Annotated in this window: 18 protein-coding genes; 14 read left to right on the top strand and 4 right to left on the bottom strand. The window is 45.8% G+C overall.

Annotation, left to right across the window (positions count from 1 at the left end; all coding sequences use genetic code 11):
• Positions 1-235: 235 nt before the first annotated feature.
• From MHI44_RS10845 to iolR, 4 genes are all read right to left on the bottom strand, one after another.
• Complete coding sequence (locus MHI44_RS10845) at positions 236-544, bottom strand: YxcD family protein (RefSeq protein WP_003227046.1); 309 nt, start codon at positions 542-544, stop codon at positions 236-238.
• 3 nt (positions 545-547) lie between these two features.
• The gene (locus MHI44_RS10840) at positions 548-1,198 is read right to left on the bottom strand and encodes a hypothetical protein (protein WP_069323023.1); all 651 of its coding nucleotides are present in this window, start codon (positions 1,196-1,198) and stop codon (positions 548-550) included.
• A gap of 261 nt (positions 1,199-1,459) precedes the next feature.
• Positions 1,460-2,392, bottom strand: a complete 933-nt coding sequence (locus tag MHI44_RS10835) for an aldo/keto reductase (RefSeq protein ID WP_003227049.1) — start codon at positions 2,390-2,392, stop codon at positions 1,460-1,462.
• Positions 2,393-2,445: 53 nt separating this feature from the next.
• Positions 2,446-3,201 carry a myo-inositol utilization transcriptional regulator IolR gene (iolR, locus tag MHI44_RS10830; protein WP_003227050.1) on the bottom strand — a complete coding sequence of 252 codons (756 nt, stop codon included), beginning with the start codon at positions 3,199-3,201 and terminating at the stop codon, positions 2,446-2,448.
• Positions 3,202-3,616: 415 nt separating this feature from the next.
• On the opposite strand from iolR, the gene iolA reads away from it, so the two are divergent.
• The 14 genes from iolA to yxdM all read left to right on the top strand — a co-directional run bounded on the left by iolA (position 3,617) and on the right by yxdM (position 19,449).
• Positions 3,617-5,080, top strand: a complete 1,464-nt coding sequence (iolA, locus tag MHI44_RS10825; protein ID WP_339201920.1) for a methylmalonate-semialdehyde dehydrogenase — start codon at positions 3,617-3,619, stop codon at positions 5,078-5,080.
• Between the two features lie 74 nt (positions 5,081-5,154).
• Complete coding sequence (iolB, locus tag MHI44_RS10820) at positions 5,155-5,970, top strand: 5-deoxy-glucuronate isomerase (RefSeq protein ID WP_339201918.1); 816 nt, start codon at positions 5,155-5,157, stop codon at positions 5,968-5,970.
• Positions 5,971-5,993: 23 nt separating this feature from the next.
• Positions 5,994-6,971, top strand: a complete 978-nt coding sequence (iolC, locus tag MHI44_RS10815; RefSeq protein ID WP_029726145.1) for a 5-dehydro-2-deoxygluconokinase — start codon at positions 5,994-5,996, stop codon at positions 6,969-6,971.
• Between the two features lie 32 nt (positions 6,972-7,003).
• Positions 7,004-8,917: a 3D-(3,5/4)-trihydroxycyclohexane-1,2-dione acylhydrolase (decyclizing) gene (gene iolD / locus MHI44_RS10810; RefSeq protein WP_181217578.1), complete on the top strand. Its 1,914-nt coding sequence runs from the start codon at positions 7,004-7,006 to the stop codon at positions 8,915-8,917.
• A 15-nt stretch (positions 8,918-8,932) separates the two neighbouring features.
• Complete coding sequence (gene iolE / locus MHI44_RS10805; protein WP_069703573.1) at positions 8,933-9,826, top strand: myo-inosose-2 dehydratase; 894 nt, start codon at positions 8,933-8,935, stop codon at positions 9,824-9,826.
• A gap of 14 nt (positions 9,827-9,840) precedes the next feature.
• Positions 9,841-11,157, top strand: coding sequence for a myo-inositol transporter IolF (gene iolF / locus MHI44_RS10800; RefSeq protein WP_032725035.1), 1,317 nt, complete (start codon positions 9,841-9,843; stop codon positions 11,155-11,157).
• A gap of 22 nt (positions 11,158-11,179) precedes the next feature.
• Positions 11,180-12,214 carry a bifunctional inositol 2-dehydrogenase/D-chiro-inositol 1-dehydrogenase gene (gene iolG / locus MHI44_RS10795; protein WP_029318586.1) on the top strand — a complete coding sequence of 345 codons (1,035 nt, stop codon included), beginning with the start codon at positions 11,180-11,182 and terminating at the stop codon, positions 12,212-12,214.
• A gap of 19 nt (positions 12,215-12,233) precedes the next feature.
• On the top strand, positions 12,234-13,103 hold the full coding sequence (locus MHI44_RS10790; protein WP_015250852.1) for a sugar phosphate isomerase/epimerase: 870 nt from the start codon (positions 12,234-12,236) through the stop codon (positions 13,101-13,103).
• A gap of 85 nt (positions 13,104-13,188) precedes the next feature.
• A complete protein-coding gene (gene iolI, locus MHI44_RS10785; RefSeq protein ID WP_029318587.1) occupies positions 13,189-14,025 on the top strand; it encodes a 2-keto-myo-inositol isomerase in 837 nt (278 codons plus the stop codon).
• A 20-nt stretch (positions 14,026-14,045) separates the two neighbouring features.
• Entirely contained in the window at positions 14,046-14,918 is an 873-nt protein-coding gene (gene iolJ / locus MHI44_RS10780) for a 6-phospho-5-dehydro-2-deoxy-D-gluconate aldolase (RefSeq protein ID WP_003242766.1), read from the top strand.
• Positions 14,919-15,025: 107 nt separating this feature from the next.
• On the top strand, positions 15,026-15,715 hold the full coding sequence (gene yxdJ, locus MHI44_RS10775; RefSeq protein ID WP_003243527.1) for a two-component system response regulator YxdJ: 690 nt from the start codon (positions 15,026-15,028) through the stop codon (positions 15,713-15,715).
• Positions 15,712-16,689: a two-component system sensor histidine kinase YxdK gene (gene yxdK, locus MHI44_RS10770; protein WP_003227076.1), complete on the top strand. Its 978-nt coding sequence runs from the start codon at positions 15,712-15,714 to the stop codon at positions 16,687-16,689. The genes yxdJ and yxdK overlap by 4 nt, the downstream gene beginning before the upstream one ends.
• 143 nt (positions 16,690-16,832) lie before the next feature.
• Positions 16,833-17,606 (top strand): ABC transporter ATP-binding protein YxdL, encoded by a 774-nt coding sequence (gene yxdL, locus MHI44_RS10765; protein WP_003243557.1) that lies wholly within the window; start codon positions 16,833-16,835, stop codon positions 17,604-17,606.
• Positions 17,581-19,449: an ABC transporter permease YxdM gene (gene yxdM, locus MHI44_RS10760; protein WP_339201912.1), complete on the top strand. Its 1,869-nt coding sequence runs from the start codon at positions 17,581-17,583 to the stop codon at positions 19,447-19,449. The genes yxdL and yxdM overlap by 26 nt, the downstream gene beginning before the upstream one ends.
• Positions 19,450-19,453 lie beyond the last annotated feature (4 nt).

Raw genomic sequence — 19,453 nt, 5'->3', positions numbered from 1 at the left:
ATGTCTCCTCCTCAGTTGTTGAGCCAATGAGTATCTAAAATGTATAACAAAGTTAATAGATTAGTACCCATTTCCTATCTCATTTGAAACATTTGTTTTGAACAAACGGAAACGTTAAAGCCAAAAGAGATGATCACAGATCCGCTGAGTTTAGGAAAAACGAAATAACTTTATGCTCAGAGAAACCATTAAAAAAACCTTACCCGCGCGGAGTAAGGTTTTGATTAAGACATTTTTATTCTTCTGCTTCGTTGACGAAAACCAAGGCGGAGAAGCCTTTTTTCTTATCAAATTGCAATTCAACGACGGTAACGTCCGGATTGAAGTTGTGGTATTCCTCTAAGAACTGAATAATGCCTTCTGAAATGTCATCTGACATAAGCTGCTTGTGGTGCAGGCCAAATGTAGCTTCAGCGAAGAACCCTGTACGCTTGTTATAAGATAGCTCCTTTACTTCAACGTCTTCAGGGTAGATATCTTCTTCATTGGAAATATACACGCAAATTCCGTCTACAATTTCTTGCTCATTTAATATTAATCTCATTGCCTAAAATCTCCTTCTATACGTCTTCGGTGCTTTAAATGCGCGAATCAACGCGATGACAATGATTAAAATAATGATTAAAGCGATGATATCCACGATCCAGGCAATGGGTGAAGCGCCATAAGAAACATAGCCGGGGCCTCCGGCTGGATGATAGGTGTAACCCCACGGGTGCATCATGCTGATCATGAACATACCCATTGTAAATCCGCTATAATATCCAAACCATCCTGATGGCGCGAAACCTGCGTGATAGTAATGATTGACTGAAACATATCGTCCGCCAACATAGGCTTTAGACGTTTTTCCGCTGTATGTCTTTCCGGTTACTTTTGATGTAGCGCCGGAAAAGGTGCCTGACGATTTTTTAGAGCTTGATGAGCTTGCCTTTTCCGAAGGCTTCTTTTTAAGCGAAATCGATGATGATGAATCGTCAGGCGTCTTGGATTTTTTGCTAGAAGAGCTTGATCCTGAGCTGTAGCTTGATTTCGGGCTTGATTTATAGCTTCCGCTGTATGACGAGCTTGAACTTCGGCTGCTGTAACTAGATGATGAGCGGCCGCTAAAGCTCTTTGCATGAGAAATCGTTGATGGCAGCAGTACACCTAAAGCAACGGTTACTGCAACTAAGGCTTTTACATATTTAAGTTTCATTCTGTTTCCTCCATAGACCATCGAAACGGTCCGCTATTCTGACCAGCAAATAAAAGAAGCTGGGTCAGCTTTATTTCATATGAGCTAGATGATATGAACGTTTCATACTTTTGCTTTCTCAATCACTTTCTTTCTGAGATAAACTACCTTTATTTTATCGGATTTATGGCTCATTTTGTAAGGTTTTGCTTCAAAATCAGTTATTTAGGAATTTATCGCACAAAAAAACAGCCTTCTCCAATGGAGAAGGCTGCTTTCTTCTTATGCGAACAGCTTATCAATAAATGAAATATCCTCTTGAGAAAGCGTCACGTCGGCTGTTTTGATGTTATCAATCAGCTGATCGGCACGTTTTGCTCCCGGGATTAAAATATCAATTTCCGGTCTTGCTAAATACCAGGCCAATACGATGTGAGGGATATCCACGTTGTGTTTTTCGGCAATCGGCGCAAGCTTGTTGACCTTTCTGATATTTTCTTTGAAACGCTCGCCCTTGAAGTGTTCCTGTTCGTTTCGCAGGTCGCCTTCTGGGAACGTTGTATCTTCTGTATACTTTCCTGCCAATAAACCTGATACGAGAGGGAAGTAAGGGATAAATGAAATATTATGCTCCTTCGTATACGGGAAGAATGTTTTTTCTGCTTCACGGTTTAACAGGTTGTATTCGCCTTGCAATACATCTACCAAACCGTCTTTGTTTGCTTCTTTCAATTGCTCTAAAGAGAAGTTGGATACACCGATGGAGCGGATTTTTCCGGCTTTCTTCATCTCATTCAGCGCGTTAACAGCTTCATCCTTAGGCGTATGTTCGTCAGGGAAGTGAATGTAGAACAAATCGATATAATCGGTATTCAAGCGCTTCAGGCTTTCATCAACTGATTTTTTAAGAAATTCTGGTGAATTATCAAAGACAAAGTCATTGCCTTGTTTTCTGTGAGCGGCTTTTGTCGCGATGACAACATCTTCACGGTTGAATTCACGCAGCACTTCACCAATTAATTCTTCGGAACGGCCGATCCCGTAAATATAAGCGGTGTCTAACATTGTCACGCCATTACGGATCGCCTCGCGCACCAATTCTTTTCCGGTTTCTTCATTTAGGTTCGGATAGAGGTTATGTCCTCCGACAGCATTTGTTCCTAATCCGATAGGGAATACCTGCAAGTCTGATTTTCCGAGCTTCGCTTTTTTCATGATCTGCCTCCTAGAATAAAATGGATGATAGACTCTCAACACTATTGTAAACGTTAGGCCAGATGAATGCCGATTTGATGCTCATTGCAGTACTGCGTGTACTCGTCGTCTAATGGCTGAGAGGTCACAATGCAATGCAGCCTGTCAAACGGCGCATATGTCAGAAGCGTTGATTTTCCGAATTTAGAATGGTCAGCCAATAGATACACTTCTTTTGCTTTTTCTGAAATCCTCTTTTTAATTTCATACTCCAGCAGATCCGAATTGGTCAATCCGTGTGTCAGCGTCGTTCCGGTAGCGGACATAAAGGCTTTGTTGATATTGTACTTATCAAGCATAGCCGGGTCGTCCATGCCGACAAAGGAGCGGGTTTTTCTCTTATAGTTGTTTCCGATAATGATTAAGTTGATATTCTTCAAAGCTGACGCCGCATTGATAATGTCTAAACTGTTGGTTAAGATGGTGACATTTTTGGCTGGATCAAGCGTATCAAGAATAGACTTTGTCGTCGTTCCTGAATCAATGAAGACCAAATCGTGATCTTCAATAAATCGGGAAGCATAATGGGCGATTTTTGTTTTTTCATCCTGGTGCTGAATGGTGCGATTTTCAAAAGGAACTAATGCGGTTTTTTCAATAGATGTTACGCCGCCGTATACTTTTTCAATCGCACCCTTTTCTGTAAGCTTGTTGATATCACGTCTGACTGTGTTTTTGGAGACATTGAACACCTGGCACAGCTCATCTAAGGAAACAGTGCCATGCGATAAAATGTACTCCTCCATTTCCTGAATCCGCATCAGTTTCATATTAAAAACTCCTTCTTGAATCTTTACGTAACATAAATATATAATAAAAACCAAAAGTTAATCAATAGTTGCTTAAAAAATGATAACATCGGTGTATATCTTTTGCAAGGTTCGACGGGCTTCTCTTACCTCTCTTACTTGATTAAAAGATTAATATAATAAAAATAATGAAAAAATGTAGTGTTTATGATTGACTTATGGGTATTATACGATTAGAATATAACCAAGAAATGACCAAAAAGTAACCTGTTGTGCATGAAATGGTTGCTTGTATGTAAATATGCATCCGCCATTTATTTTTTTGGTTTTTTGAAAGCGTTTAATTCTTGGCTTGCTGAAAAGTGGATATTGATATGAATCTATCCGGAACCATCCATACAAGTGTATGTGTTTACTAATGAAGGAGGCAATAAGAATGGCAGAAATCAGAAAATTAAAAAACTACATCAACGGTGAATGGGTTGAAAGCAAAACAGATCAATATGAAGATGTCGTCAATCCGGCGACGAAAGAAGTACTATGCCAAGTGCCGATTTCTACAAAAGAGGATATTGATTACGCAGCGCAAACGGCGGCTGAAGCATTTAAAACATGGTCAAAGGTGGCGGTTCCGCGCCGTGCCAGAATTCTATTTAACTTCCAGCAGCTGCTGTCTCAGCATAAAGAAGAACTGGCTCATCTGATTACCATTGAAAACGGAAAAAACACAAAAGAAGCTTTAGGTGAAGTGGGACGCGGGATTGAAAACGTAGAGTTCGCCGCTGGAGCACCTTCCCTGATGATGGGAGACTCGCTTGCCTCTATCGCAACGGACGTTGAAGCGGCGAACTACCGTTACCCAATCGGAGTTGTCGGCGGAATCGCACCATTCAACTTCCCGATGATGGTTCCTTGCTGGATGTTCCCGATGGCGATCGCGCTCGGCAACACATTTATTTTAAAGCCATCTGAGCGGACTCCGCTGTTAACAGAGAAATTGGTTGAGCTTTTTGAAAAAGCGGGCCTTCCGAAAGGGGTATTCAACGTCGTATACGGTGCGCATGACGTTGTGAACGGCATCCTTGAGCATCCCGAAATTAAAGCAATTTCATTTGTAGGCTCCAAGCCAGTAGGCGAATACGTCTACAAAAAAGGAAGCGAAAACTTAAAACGCGTTCAATCTCTGACTGGCGCGAAAAACCATACGATTGTCTTGAACGATGCGAATCTTGAAGACACGGTCACAAACATCGTTGGAGCTGCCTTCGGTTCTGCCGGTGAACGCTGCATGGCTTGTGCGGTTGTGACGGTTGAAGAAGGAATCGCTGATGAATTTATGGCGAAGCTGCAGGAAAAAGTGGCGGACATTAAAATCGGTAACGGCCTTGATGACGGCGTGTTCTTAGGACCGGTGATTCGCGAAGACAACAAGAAGCGCACGCTCAGCTATATCGAAAAAGGTCTTGAAGAAGGTGCCAGACTCGTATGTGACGGACGTGAAAATGTGTCAGACGACGGCTACTTTGTCGGCCCGACGATCTTTGACGATGTCACAACAGAGATGACGATCTGGAAAGATGAAATTTTCGCTCCGGTCTTATCTGTCATTCGTGTGAAAAACCTGAAAGAAGCGATTGAAATCGCCAATAAGTCTGAGTTTGCGAACGGCGCCTGCTTGTTCACATCCAACTCAAACGCAATCCGCTACTTCCGTGAAAACATTGATGCGGGAATGCTAGGCATCAACCTTGGGGTGCCGGCTCCAATGGCGTTCTTCCCATTCTCAGGCTGGAAATCTTCATTCTTTGGAACGTTGCATGCGAACGGAAAAGACAGCGTCGACTTCTATACACGTAAAAAAGTGGTAACGGCAAGATATCCGGCACCTGATTTCAACTAAACGACGAACAGCCGAACGGCGTCCATGTGCGCTGTTCGGACTCATTCTGCCAATAGAAAGAGGAGGGCTTCTCTATGAGTTATTTGTTGCGTAAGCCGCAGTCGCATGAAGTGTCTAATGGGGTCAAACTCGTGCACGAAGTAACGACATCCAACTCTGATCTCACTTATGTAGAGTTTAAAGTGTTAGATCTTGCATCAGGTTCAAGCTATACAGAAGAATTGAAAAAACAAGAAATCTGTATTGTGGCGGTAACGGGGAAAATTACAGTGACAGATCATGAGTCGACTTTTGAGAATATCGGCACGCGCGAAAGCGTATTTGAACGAAAACCGACAGACAGCGTCTATATTTCAAATGACCGTGCATTTGAGATCACAGCGGTCAGCGAAGCAAGAGTGGCGCTTTGCTATTCTCCATCGGAAAAGCAGCTTCCGACAAAGCTGATCAAAGCGGAAGACAACGGAATTGAACATCGCGGGCAATTTTCAAACAAACGTACTGTTCATAACATTCTTCCGGATTCAGACCCTTCAGCTAACAGTCTATTAGTAGTTGAAGTCTATACAGACAGCGGCAGCTGGTCCAGCTACCCGCCTCACAAACATGATCAAGACAACTTGCCGGAAGAATCTTTCTTAGAAGAAACGTACTACCATGAGTTAGACCCGGGACAGGGCTTTGTATTTCAGCGCGTATACACAGATGACCGTTCTATTGACGAGACAATGACTGTGGAAAATGAAAACGTTGTCATCGTTCCTGCGGGATACCACCCGGTAGGCGTTCCGGACGGATACACATCCTACTATTTAAATGTCATGGCAGGGCCGACGCGAAAATGGAAGTTTTATAACGACCCGGCGCATGAATGGATTTTAGAACGCTAACAAGTGAGGAGTGGCTGTTTACGATGAAGTATACATTCAATGAAGAGAAGGCTTTTGATATTGTTGCCATCGGCCGGGCATGTATTGACCTGAACGCAGTCGAATACAACCGCCCAATGGAAGAGACGATGACATTTTCCAAATACGTTGGGGGTTCACCTGCGAATATCGCGATCGGCAGCGCGAAGCTTGGCTTAAAAGCGGGCTTCATCGGCAAAATTCCGGATGACCAGCATGGAAGATTCATAGAGTCCTATATGAGAAAGACCGGCGTTGATACAACACAGATGGTTGTTGATCAAGATGGACACAAAGCAGGCCTTGCATTTACAGAAATCCTCAGCCCTGAAGAATGCAGCATTTTAATGTATCGCGATGATGTGGCGGATCTTTATCTTGAGCCTTCAGAGGTAAGCGAGGACTATATCGCAAATGCGAAAATGCTGCTTGTTTCCGGGACAGCGCTCGCCAAAAGCCCGTCACGGGAAGCGGTATTAAAAGCTGTTCAATACGCGAAGAAGCATCAGGTCAAAGTGGTGTTCGAACTGGATTACCGCCCGTATACGTGGCAGTCATCAGATGAAACAGCCGTTTATTATTCTTTGGTTGCCGAGCAGTCTGATATCGTCATCGGCACACGCGATGAATTTGATGTGATGGAAAACCGCACAGGCGGAAGCAATGAAGAATCCGTCAATCATTTATTTGGCCATTCAGCCGACCTCGTTGTCATCAAACACGGCGTCGAAGGCTCTTACGCATACAGCAAATCCGGCGAGGTATTCCGCGCCCAAGCGTACAAGACAAAAGTGCTGAAAACCTTTGGGGCCGGTGACTCCTATGCGTCAGCCTTTATCTATGGCCTTGTCAGCGGAAAAGACATTGAAACGGCATTGAAATACGGCAGTGCTTCAGCTTCTATTGTGGTGAGCAAGCACAGTTCGTCAGAAGCGATGCCGACTGCGGAAGAAATCGTACAGCTTATTGAAGCACAGTCATAATTGAAAAAGATCGAGTAAAGGTGGGATCGTTTGTGGGTAAGAAAATTCGCTTAACAACAGCACAGGCGCTGATTAAATTCTTAAACCAGCAGTACATCCATGTTGATGGAAAGGAAGAGCCTTTTGTCGAAGGGATTTTCACAATTTTCGGCCATGGAAACGTATTAGGGATCGGGCAAGCGCTTGAGCAGGATGCAGGCCATTTGAAAGTCTATCAAGGGAAAAATGAACAAGGAATGGCGCATGCGGCCATGGCGTACAGCAAGCAAATGCTGAGAAGAAAAATATATGCGGTGTCTACATCCGTCGGACCGGGAGCGGCTAACTTGGTGGCGGCAGCCGGCACTGCATTGGCAAACAATATCCCAGTTCTCTTGATTCCGGCAGACACATTTGCGACAAGACAGCCAGACCCTGTACTGCAGCAAATGGAGCAAGAATACAGTGCGGCGATTACGACAAACGATGCATTGAAGCCTGTATCGAGATACTGGGACCGCATTACGCGCCCTGAGCAGCTGATGAGCAGTTTGCTGCGCGCGTTTGAAGTCATGACTGATCCGGCAAAAGCAGGTCCGGCAACGATTTGTATTTCTCAGGATGTTGAAGGGGAAGCATACGATTTTGATGAAAGTTTCTTCGTCAAACGGGTTCACTATATTGATCGCATGCAGCCGAGCGAGCGCGAGCTTCAAGGTGCGGCGGAGCTGATTAAATCTAGCAAAAAACCTGTGATTCTCGTCGGCGGAGGCGCAAAATATTCCGGTGCGCGCGATGAATTGGTTGCCATTTCTGAAGCCTATAACATTCCGTTAGTTGAAACGCAGGCAGGAAAGTCTACTGTTGAGGCAGATTTTGCGAACAACCTTGGCGGAATGGGCATCACAGGTACACTTGCGGCAAACAAAGCGGCCCGCCAAGCTGATTTGATTATCGGCATCGGCACAAGGTATACAGATTTTGCGACATCCTCTAAGACCGCTTTTGATTTTGATAAAGCGAAGTTTTTGAACATTAACGTCAGCCGAATGCAGGCGTATAAACTTGATGCATTCCAAGTGGTGGCGGATGCGAAAGTGACGCTTGGCAAACTGCACGGCTTGCTTGAAGGCTATGAGAGCGAGTTCGGCACAACGATCCGGGAGCTGAAGGACGAATGGCTGGCTGAACGCGAGCGTCTCAGCAAAGTGACATTTAAGCGGGAAGCATTTGATCCGGAAATCAAACATCACTTTTCTCAAGAGGTCCTGAATGAATATGCTGACGCGTTGAATACGGAGCTTCCGCAAACAACGGCATTGCTGACAATCAACGAGACGATTCCTGATGACAGCGTCATCATCTGTTCAGCAGGCTCACTCCCAGGAGATTTGCAGCGTCTGTGGCATTCTAATGTTCCGAATACGTATCACCTGGAGTATGGATATTCTTGCATGGGCTATGAAGTGTCCGGGACACTCGGTCTTAAACTGGCCCACCCTGACAGAGAAGTGTATTCAATCGTCGGAGACGGCAGCTTCCTGATGCTTCATTCTGAACTGATCACGGCGATTCAGTACAACAAGAAAATCAATGTGCTGCTCTTTGACAACTCAGGATTCGGATGCATCAACAACCTGCAAATGGATCACGGCAGCGGCAGCTACTATTGCGAGTTCCGCACAGATGACAACCAAATCCTGAATGTCGATTACGCGAAAGTCGCTGAGGGATACGGCGCGAAAACCTACCGCGCAAACACAGTAGAAGAATTAAAAGCGGCGTTAGAGGATGCGAAGAAACAGGATGTATCAACATTAATTGAAATGAAGGTGCTGCCTAAAACAATGACGGACGGCTATGACAGCTGGTGGCATGTCGGGGTGGCAGAGGTATCTGAACAAGAAAGCGTTCAGAAGGCATACGAAGCAAAAGAGAAAAAGCTGGAATCTGCGAAGCAGTATTAGAGGGGAGGCACCAAGATGGGCAAAAATGAAATCCTGTGGGGAATCGCTCCCATTGGGTGGCGGAATGATGACATGCCTGAAATTGGAGCGGGAAATACACTTCAGCATTTGTTAAGTGATATCGTTGTCGCGCGTTTTCAAGGCACGGAGGTCGGGGGCTTTTTCCCCGAACCTGCCATCCTGAACAAAGAGCTGAAGCTTCGGAACTTACGCATTGCAGGAAAGTGGTTCAGCAGTTTTATTTTGCGTGACGGACTTGGTGAAGCGGCAAAGACATTTACCCTGCATTGTGAGTATTTGCAGCAAGTAAACGCGGATGTCGCAGTTGTCTCTGAACAAACGTACAGCGTGCAAAGCTTGGAGAAAAACGTGTTCACAGAGAAGCCGCACTTTACGGATGATGAATGGGAGCGGCTTTGCGAAGGGCTGAATCACCTTGGCGAAATTGCCGCTCAGCATGGCTTGAAGCTTGTCTATCATCATCATCTCGGCACTGGTGTCCAAACAGCGGAAGAAGTGGACCGCCTGATGGCAGGAACTGACCCTTCGCATGTACACCTCCTCTATGATACAGGCCATGCGTATATTTCTGACGGCGATTACATGGGGATGCTTGAGAAGCATATCGGCCGCATTAAGCATGTGCACTTTAAGGATGCCCGCCTGAATGTCATGGAACAATGCAGGCTCGAAGGACAATCGTTCCGGCAATCATTTTTAAAAGGCATGTTTACGGTTCCCGGTGACGGCTGCATTGACTTTAGAGAAGTATATCAGCTGCTGTTGAAGCACAGTTATTCCGGATGGATTGTCATTGAAGCTGAACAAGACCCCGATGTTGCAAACCCGCTGGAGTATGCATTGATTGCGAGAAACTATATTGATCAGCAGTTGTTGGATCTGGCTTAATGGGGAATGAACATATGGGCAATACCAATGGAGATTCAGCCTTCAATAAACGGACAATCGCGGCAGCATTGGCCAACTATATTGATGCCGGTTCAATTGTGGCAGGCTCCGCCGGTTTATCATTATGGGTCAGTTACCTTAAGCTATCCGATACACAAATCGGGCTGCTCGGCGCGCTGAGCGCAAATGCGATTTCTGCCGCTGTCGGCGCGCTGCTTGGCGGGTTTCTGGCTGATAAAGTCGGACGGAAGGCTGTTTATACCAATAGTATGCTGGTTTATGCACTAGGGATTTGTTTGGTTTTGTTCGGGGTTAATTTCCCCATGTTGTTAAGCGGTTACATCATTATCGGTTTATCAGTAGGAGCTGACATAACCGCGTCATGGACCATTATTGCGGAAAATGCGCCAAAGAAGAATCGGGCCAGGCATTGCGGCGTAGCACAAGTCGCTTGGGCCGCGGGCGCTGTCGTTGTACTGCTCCTCTCCGTACTGGCCGGTGACTTGGGACTCTTGGGGAATAAAATCGTATTTGCCCATCTGCTTGTGATTGCGCTGATTACGTACATCCTGAGAATCAGGCTTCCGGAATCAGACGCCTGGCAGACAAAAAATCAGCCGGAGGATGCTCAGGCAGAGAAGCCGGCTGTACTGAATAAGACATCGTATTTTGATTTGCTCAAGCCTATGTATCTCAAAAGCATATTGTTTTTGATGGGTGTGTACTTGGTTTGGAACTTAGCCGCCGGGGTCATGGGCTTCTTTATGCCATACATTTATCAGCAGGTCGGCGGTGTATCTGCCAACATGGCCAACCTTTTGCAAATGGGGCTGTTTATCTTCACAGGATTGGGGGTCGCCTTGATCTTCATGCCCTTTGCCGACAAATATAGAAAAACCGTATTTGGAATCGCCGCTTTCATGGCGGTGATCGGGTGGACACTGTTTCTGCTGCCAGTTGAAGGCCTGCCGATTCTGCTCCTGTTTATTGTCGTGATCGGCATCAATAACGGAGCAGGGCAGCAAGCGAACTATCAGTTATGGGCTAGTGAAATCTTTCCTACGCAATATCGTGCTTCCGCACAAGGACTGATGTTTTTCCTTGTCCGTATTTCAATAGGGATTTGGAGTCTGTTTGTCCCAATGATTATCACCAATTTCGGCATTGGAACGATGGCTGCAATTCTTCTCGGATGTGTGACGGCCAGTATGATCATCGGGCTGCTCTTTGCGCCGAATACGTCTGGCAAGTCGCTTGAACAAATTCAAGAGGAACTCTACGGGTCTCCTCAGAGCCAAGTAAAGCAAGGAACAGAAAGCAAAATCATGTAACCAACAGAAGGAGTGGCTGTCAATGAGTTTACGTATTGGCGTAATTGGAACTGGAGCAATCGGAAAAGAACATATTAACCGCATCACGAACAAGCTGTCAGGCGCGGAAATCGTAGCCGTAACGGATGTTAATCAAGAAGCTGCACAAAAGGTCGTTGAACAATACCAATTAAACGCGACGGTTTATCCGAATGATGACAGCCTGCTTGCAGACGAAAATGTAGACGCTGTTTTAGTGACAAGCTGGGGGCCTGCGCATGAGTCAAGCGTGCTGAAAGCCATTAAAGCCCAGAAATATGTGTTCTGTGAAAAACCGCTCGCGACAACGGCTGAAGGATGCATGCGCATTGTCGAAGAAGAAATCAAAGTGGGCAAACGCCTTGTTCAAGTCGGCTTCATGCGCCGTTATGACAGCGGTTACGTACAGCTGAAGGAAGCACTCGACAATCATGTCATCGGCGAGCCGCTTATGATTCATTGCGCGCACCGCAACCCGACTGTAGGAGATAACTATACAACGGATATGGCCGTAGTTGACACGCTTGTTCATGAAATTGATGTGCTGCACTGGCTCGTCAGCGATGACTACGAGTCCGTTCAAGTCATCTACCCGAAAAAATCGAAAAACGCGCTGCCGCATTTAAAGGATCCGCAAATCGTCGTGATTGAAACAAAAGGCGGTATCGTCATCAATGCTGAAATCTATGTGAACTGTAAATACGGCTATGACATTCAATGTGAAATCGTCGGAGAAGACGGCATCATCAAGCTTCCCGAGCCATCAAGCATCAGCTTGAGAAAAGAAGGCAAATTCAGCACAGATATTTTGATGGATTGGCAGAGACGCTTTGTCGCTGCGTACGATGTGGAAATCCAAGACTTTATTGATTCGATTCAAAAGAAAGGCGAGGTCAGCGGACCGACGGCATGGGACGGCTATATTGCTGCTGTCACGACTGATGCGTGTGTAAAAGCCCAGGAATCTGGACAAAAAGAAAAGGTTGAATTGAAGGAAAAACCGGAATTCTATCAATCTTTTACAACAGTTCAAAACTAAAAAACAGAGGAGTGAAAATATGAAGTTAGCATTGGATCCATCCATGTATCGTGATGATTTAACTTTAGAGGAAACGGTCTATAAAACGGCGGAGCTTGGCTATGAATATATCGAATTGTCTCCGCGCGAGGATTTTTGCCCGTTTTATAAATATCCGAAAGTCGATTCAGCAAAGATCAAACAATTAAAGCGCCTTTTAAGAGATACAGGTGTTAAGCTTTCATCGCTTCTTCCTCTTTACCACTGGGCGGGTCCTGATGAAGACCGCCGGCAGGCAGCGGTGCGCAATTGGAAACGGGCAATCGAAATTGCGGTTGAACTTGAAGTGGATTTGATGAACAGCGAATTCAGCGGTTCAAAATATGATCCTTTAACAAGTGAAGAAAAATTTATCAAATCCATGGATGAGCTTCTGCCAGTCTTTGAAAAAGAAGGTATTAAACTTAATCTTCAAGCCCACCCATACGATTTTATCGAAACGCACAAAGGTGCGATGGATATGATCCGTGCGCTTGACAAGGATTGGATCAATCTTGTCTACTCGACTGCGCATACGTTCTTCTATGATGACGGCAAAGGCGACATCGAGACCATGTTTGACGAAGCCGGCGACCGCCTCACACATGTTTTATTTGCAGATACCTATAATCATAAAGCGGCTCATGGCCTTCGCTACATCGTCAATCCGCCTGACGCGAAAGTAACGGTTCACCAGCATTTGGACATTGGTCAAGGCGAGGTTGATTTTGATACGATTTTCAGAAAACTGAGAGAGATGAAGTTCGACGGAATTGCGACGAATGCCGTATTTGCTTGGGTCGATGAAAGAGCGGATGAATCAAGCCGATTTATGCTTAAGAAAATGAAAGAAGAATTAGGTCTGGCATAAGCTGAGCATGGAGTTCGGCGGGATATGGCGACAGCCTTCCTGCCGAACTCCCTTCATATCTAAAACGCAGATGGGGGAGTCTGGCATGAAACTTTGTTTTAATGAAGCGACAACATTGGAAAACTCAAACCTTAAACAGGATTTAGAACTATGCGAAAAGCACGGCTATGATTATATTGAAATCCGCACAATGGATAAGCTGCCGGAGTACTTAAAAGATCATTCATTGGATGACCTTGCGGAATATTTTCAAACCCATCACATCAAACCGCTTGCTTTAAACGCACTCGTTTTCTTCAACAACCGTGATGAAAAGGGCCACAACGAGATCATCACTGAATTTAAAGGCATGATGGAAACATGCAAAACCCTCGGTGTGCAATATGTGGTGGCCGTTCCGCTTGTGACAGAGCAGAAGATTGTAAAAGAAGAGATCAAAAAGAGCAGTGTAGACGTGCTGACTGAGCTGTCAGATATCGCGGAGCCGTACGGCGTAAAAATCGCGCTTGAATTTGTCGGCCATCCGCAATGTACGGTCAATACGTTTGAACAGGCGTATGAGATCGTAAACACAGTTAACCGTGACAATGTCGGACTTGTCCTTGACAGTTTTCACTTCCATGCAATGGGTTCAAATATTGAGAGCTTAAAGCAGGCGGACGGAAAGAAAATCTTCATCTATCATATTGATGATACAGAAGATTTCCCAATCGGCTTTTTAACAGATGAGGATCGTGTATGGCCTGGACAAGGGGCAATTGACTTAGATGCCCACTTATCAGCACTGAAGGAAATTGGCTTCTCTGATGTTGTATCGGTTGAGCTCTTCCGGCCTGAATACTATAAGCTGACTGCTGAGGAAGCCATTCAAACAGCGAAAAAAACAACAGTGGACGTCGTATCAAAATACTTCAGCATGTAATGGATAAAGGAGGGGTGGACATGGCTTTTGTATCGATGAAAGAGCTTCTTGAAGATGCAAAGCGGGAGCAATATGCAATTGGCCAGTTTAATATCAACGGCCTGCAATGGACGAAGGCGATTTTGCAGGCGGCGCAAAAGGAGCAATCACCGGTCATCGCCGCGGCTTCCGATCGCCTGGTCGACTATTTAGGCGGATTTAAAACGATTGCCGCCATGGTAGGGGCGTTAATAGAGGACATGGCAATTACCGTTCCGGTCGTGCTTCATCTCGATCACGGCAGCAGTGCGGAACGCTGCAGACAGGCCATTGATGCCGGATTCAGCTCAGTGATGATTGACGGCTCCCATCAGCCGATTGACGAGAATATCGCGATGACAAAAGAAGTCACCGATTATGCCGCAAAACACGGCGTGTCAGTAGAAGCCGAAGTCGGCACGGTCGGCGGAATGGAAGACGGACTGGTCGGCGGGGTCCGCTATGCGGATATCACGGAATGTGAGCGGATCGTTAAAGAAACCAATATCGACGCGCTGGCCGCCGCCCTCGGCTCTGTACACGGCAAATATCAGGGTGAGCCGAATCTCGGATTTAAGGAAATGGAGGCTATCTCCCGCATGACTGATATTCCCCTCGTTCTTCACGGGGCATCCGGGATTCCGCAGGATCAGATCAAAAAAGCCATCACGCTCGGCCACGCGAAGATCAATATCAATACGGAATGTATGGTAGCGTGGACAGACGAAACACGCCGCATGTTTCAGGAAAACAGCGATCTGTACGAACCGCGCGGCTATTTGACACCCGGCATTGAAGCCGTGGAAGAGACAGTGCGAAGCAAAATGAGAGAGTTCGGATCAGCCGGTAAAGCAGCTAAGCAGCAGGTCGGCTAAAGAGACCAGAAACCGCCGAGATGGCGGTTTTTTTGTGCGGTGTTGCGTCCATACGCCCAAAACGATTATGATGATGGCAGCAGTGTAAGAAACGGGAGTGGTTCAGTTTGAATAAAATCATGATTGTGGAAGACAGTGAAGACATTCGCGGACTATTGCAGAATTACCTTGAAAAATACGGATATCAAACAGTGGTCGCCGCGGATTTTACAGCTGTTCTTGATGTCTTTTTGCGGGAAAAGCCCGATGTGGTGCTGCTTGATATCAATTTGCCGGCATATGACGGATATTATTGGTGCCGGCAGATCCGCCAGCACTCCACAAGCCCGATCATCTTTATTTCTGCCAGAAGCGGGGAAATGGATCAGGTGATGGCGATTGAAAATGGGGGAGACGATTATATCGAAAAACCGTTTTCTTATGATATTGTGCTGGCGAAAATCAAAAGCCAGATCCGGAGGGCGTACGGGGAGTACGCCGCAAAGCAGGGAGAGAAAGTGGTTGAATATGCCGGCGTTCAGCTCTTTGTGGAACGGTTTGAACTGCGTTTTCAGGATGAAAAAAGCGAGCTTTCTAAAAAAGAAAGCAAGCTTTTGGAAGTGCTGCTTGAGCGGGGAGAAAAGGTGACGAGTCGGGACCGTCTCATGGAAAAGACGTGGGACACCGACATATTCATCGATGATAATACACTTAACGTGTATATCACGCGGCTCAGAAAAAAACTGCGGGAGCTGAATGCGCCTGTTTCTATTGAAGCGGTGCGGGGCGAAGGCTACCAGCTGAGGGCGCAGTCATGAAGCTGTTTCTCCGGTCTCATGCAGTGCTGATTCTGCTTTTTTTCCTTCAAGGGCTGTTTGTCTTCTTTTATTACTGGTTTGCGGGTCTGCATTCTTTTTCTCACTTGTTTTACATATTGGGCGTGCAGCTTCTTATTTTGGCGGGTTATCTTGCCTATCGCTGGTACAAAGACCGCGGCGTGTATCATTGGCTCAGCTCGGGGCAGGAAGGGACGGATATCCCGTATCTCGGTTCTTCAGTGTTCTGTTCAGAGCTGTATGAAAAGCAGATGGAGCTGATCCGGCTGCAGCACCAGAAGCTCCATGAGACCGAAGCCAAGCTTGACGCGCGGGTGACGTATATGAATCAATGGGTGCACCAAGTGAAGACGCCGCTGTCGGTCATTAATTTAATCATTCAAGAAGAGGATGAGCCCGTTTTTGAACAAATCAAAAAAGAAGTCCGGCAGATTGAATTCGGGCTGGAGACGCTTCTTTATTCTTCAAGGCTCGACCTGTTTGAACGGGATTTTAAAATCGAAGCGGTTTCCCTGTCCGAGCTTCTCCAATCAGTCATTCAAAGCTATAAACGATTTTTTATTCAATATCGCGTTTATCCGAAAATGAACGTTTGCGATGATCATCAGATTTACACCGATGCCAAATGGCTCAAATTTGCGATCGGCCAAGTGGTCACAAATGCGGTCAAGTATTCAGCGGGCAAGAGTGACAGACTTGAGCTGAATGTCTTCCGCGATGAAGACAGGACGGTGCTTGAAGTCAAAGATTACGGTGTCGGGATTCCCTCGCAAGACATCAAGCGGGTGTTTGACCCTTATTACACCGGTGAAAACGGGCGGCGTTTCCAAGAATCTACGGGAATCGGCCTCCATCTCGTCAAAGAAATTACAGATAAGCTCAATCATACGGTGGACATCAGCTCGTCTCCCGGTGAAGGGACATCAGTTCGATTTTCATTTCTTACAAAAATGTAAGGCTGCGTTAAGAAAACAACATAGCCCGCTTTGTTTCCCCTTGATAACATGGATTTATGTCAAGGGGATTTTTATGTTGAACGTCCCGGCACTACATGAAAGCAGCCCAGATCAACAAGAATAAAACCATAAGGAGGATTTTCATGGCGAATATGCTTGAAGTCAAACATATAAATAAAACCTATAAAGGACAAGTGTCCTATCAGGCCTTAAAGCAAATTTCATTTTCAATAGAAGAAGGCGAGTTCACGGCGGTGATGGGGCCGTCCGGGTCCGGAAAAACAACGCTTTTGAATATCATTTCAACGATTGACCGTCCAGATTCAGGCGATATCCTGATTAACGGAGAAAACCCGCATCGCCTGAAGCGGACAAAGCTCGCTCATTTCCGCCGCAAGCAGCTCGGATTTGTGTTTCAGGATTTCAACCTTCTGGACACGCTGACGATCGGTGAAAATATCATGCTGCCGTTAACGCTTGAAAAAGAAGCGCCGTCTGTAATGGAAGAAAAACTGCACGGCATCGCGGCAAAGCTCGGTATCGAAAACCTGCTTAACAAGCGGACGTTTGAAGTATCCGGAGGCCAGCGCCAGCGGGCCGCCATCGCAAGAGCGGTCATTCATAAGCCGTCACTCATTCTGGCCGATGAACCAACTGGAAACCTTGATTCCAAAGCGACAAAAGACGTCATGGAAACGTTGCAGAGCCTGAATCGGGATGATCATGTCACGGCTTTGATGGTGACCCACGATCCGGTTTCGGCAAGCTACTGCCGCCGCGTCATCTTTATAAAAGACGGCGAACTGTTTAATGAGATTTACCGCGGGGAAAACCGCCAAGTATTTTATGAACAAATTCTCGATGTGCTGTCTATGCTGGGGGGAAACGCAAATGACCTTTCTTCAGTTCGCTTATAAAAACGTCACGAGAAACAAAAGGGCCTATCTTGCATTCTTTTTAAGCAGCGCCTTTTCCGTTTTGATTTTCTTTACCTTTGCGATGTTCCTGTTTCATCCGGCATTAAAGGAAGGCTACCTGAATAACATCGCCAAAAAAGGCTTAACCGCCGCGGAATGGATGATCTTTGTTTTTTCTTTCTTATTTGTTCTGTATTCGGTTAATGCATTTTTGAAATCGAGAAATAAAGAATTCGGCATTCTGCTCATGCAGGGCATCACGCCGGGGCAGCTGAGAAAGCTCATTACTGCGGAAAATATGATCATCGGCGTCATGTCAATTGCAGCCGGTATTATCGGAGGATTCATTTTTTCAAAGACGTTCTTTACGGTCGGCGCTTATATTTTAGAAATGGACGCGCTGCCTTTGTATATGCCTTGGAAAGCGCTCGGTATTACGGCCTGCGGATTTCTGCTCTTATTTTTCTTTTTATCGCAGTTTACGATCCTTTTTGTCAGATCAAATACGGTTATCAAATTAATAAAGGGCACTGGCAAGGTTAAACCGGAGCCTAAGCCGTCCGTGCTTCTGTCCTTATTCGGCATCGCCTGTCTGTGCGACGGGTACGGCATGGTCCTTAAAGGCAATGTCCACGGGGCCGAACCGTTTATCATTTTACTGCTCACCGTCATCGGAACATATTTCTTTTTCAGCCAAAGCAGCATATGGATTCTGCGCGCGCTGAAGAAGTGGAAAACCTTTTATCTGCGCGGGAAAAACGTCATTTGGGTTTCTGACCTTGTCTATCGTTTAAAAGACAACGCCCGCCTGTTCTTTATTGTCAGCATTATTTCCGCGGTTGCGTTTACTGCGACAGGCGTGCTCGCAATGTACAAATCGACCGTCGGAGCGGAAGAGTCCGCTTATGAAATGGAGTATTTATCTTACAGCAACAATCCAAAAGAACAGACTCATTTGAAAGATATTGACCATGAACTGAAAACACACGGTTTTACGTATACGAAAGACAAAATAGATGTTTCCTATGTTCGCTATCAGGAAGGAGAAACTGTTCCCCCTGTTTACATGATCAGTGAATCGGATGCGGCAAAATACTTCCATGTCAAAGTGAACGGCCTGAAAGAAGACGAGGCTGTCTATTTCCCGGGAACGTATGACCGCAATTTCAAAAACGAAGCGCCGGATCAGCTGAAGCTGCTGAACCAAAAAGAGGAGCTGTCTGATCAAAAACTGTCGGTAAAAGAAGTCAAAAAACCGCTGATCTCATTGAATGCCATCATCGCGGTGAATGATCAAACCTTTGATCAGCTGAAATCACTCGGTGATAAAGCGTCATTATACGGCTACAGCTATGATCATTGGAAGGACAGTCTTGAGATCAGCCAATCCTTGCAAAATGAGATTTACGGCAATTATATCGACGTGCATTCTGATTTTGCTTCAAAAGCCGGGACTTACTATGATACGGTGCAGCTGCCGAGCCTGAGTTTATTTATCGGCCTGTTTATCGCAATTGTATTCTTTGTCGCGGCAGCAAGTTTCTTATATTTCAGGCTGTTCACTGATTTAGATGAAGACCGGGAGCGCTACCGTTCACTGGCCAAAATCGGCCTGAGTGAGCGTGAAATGGCACAAAGCGTGACAATACAATTGGCGATTCTTTTCTTCTTTCCATTTGTCATTGCCGTCATGCATACACTGTTTGCCTTGAGAACATTGGCTGTGGAAGGCTATTCTGATGTCGCGGGGCCGCTCAGTCTCACCATCGGAGGGTTTTTCATTTTTCAGCTTCTATTCTTCCTCGCGGTGCGGTCAAGCTATTTGAAAAAAATGAACAAGTAAGGGG

Source organism: Bacillus sp. FSL K6-1366, assembly GCF_037976695.1.
GTDB lineage: Bacteria > Bacillota > Bacilli > Bacillales > Bacillaceae > Bacillus > Bacillus subtilis.
The sequence above is the reverse complement of the archived record's forward strand: the minus strand, read 5'-3'. Positions and strand labels throughout refer to the sequence as shown.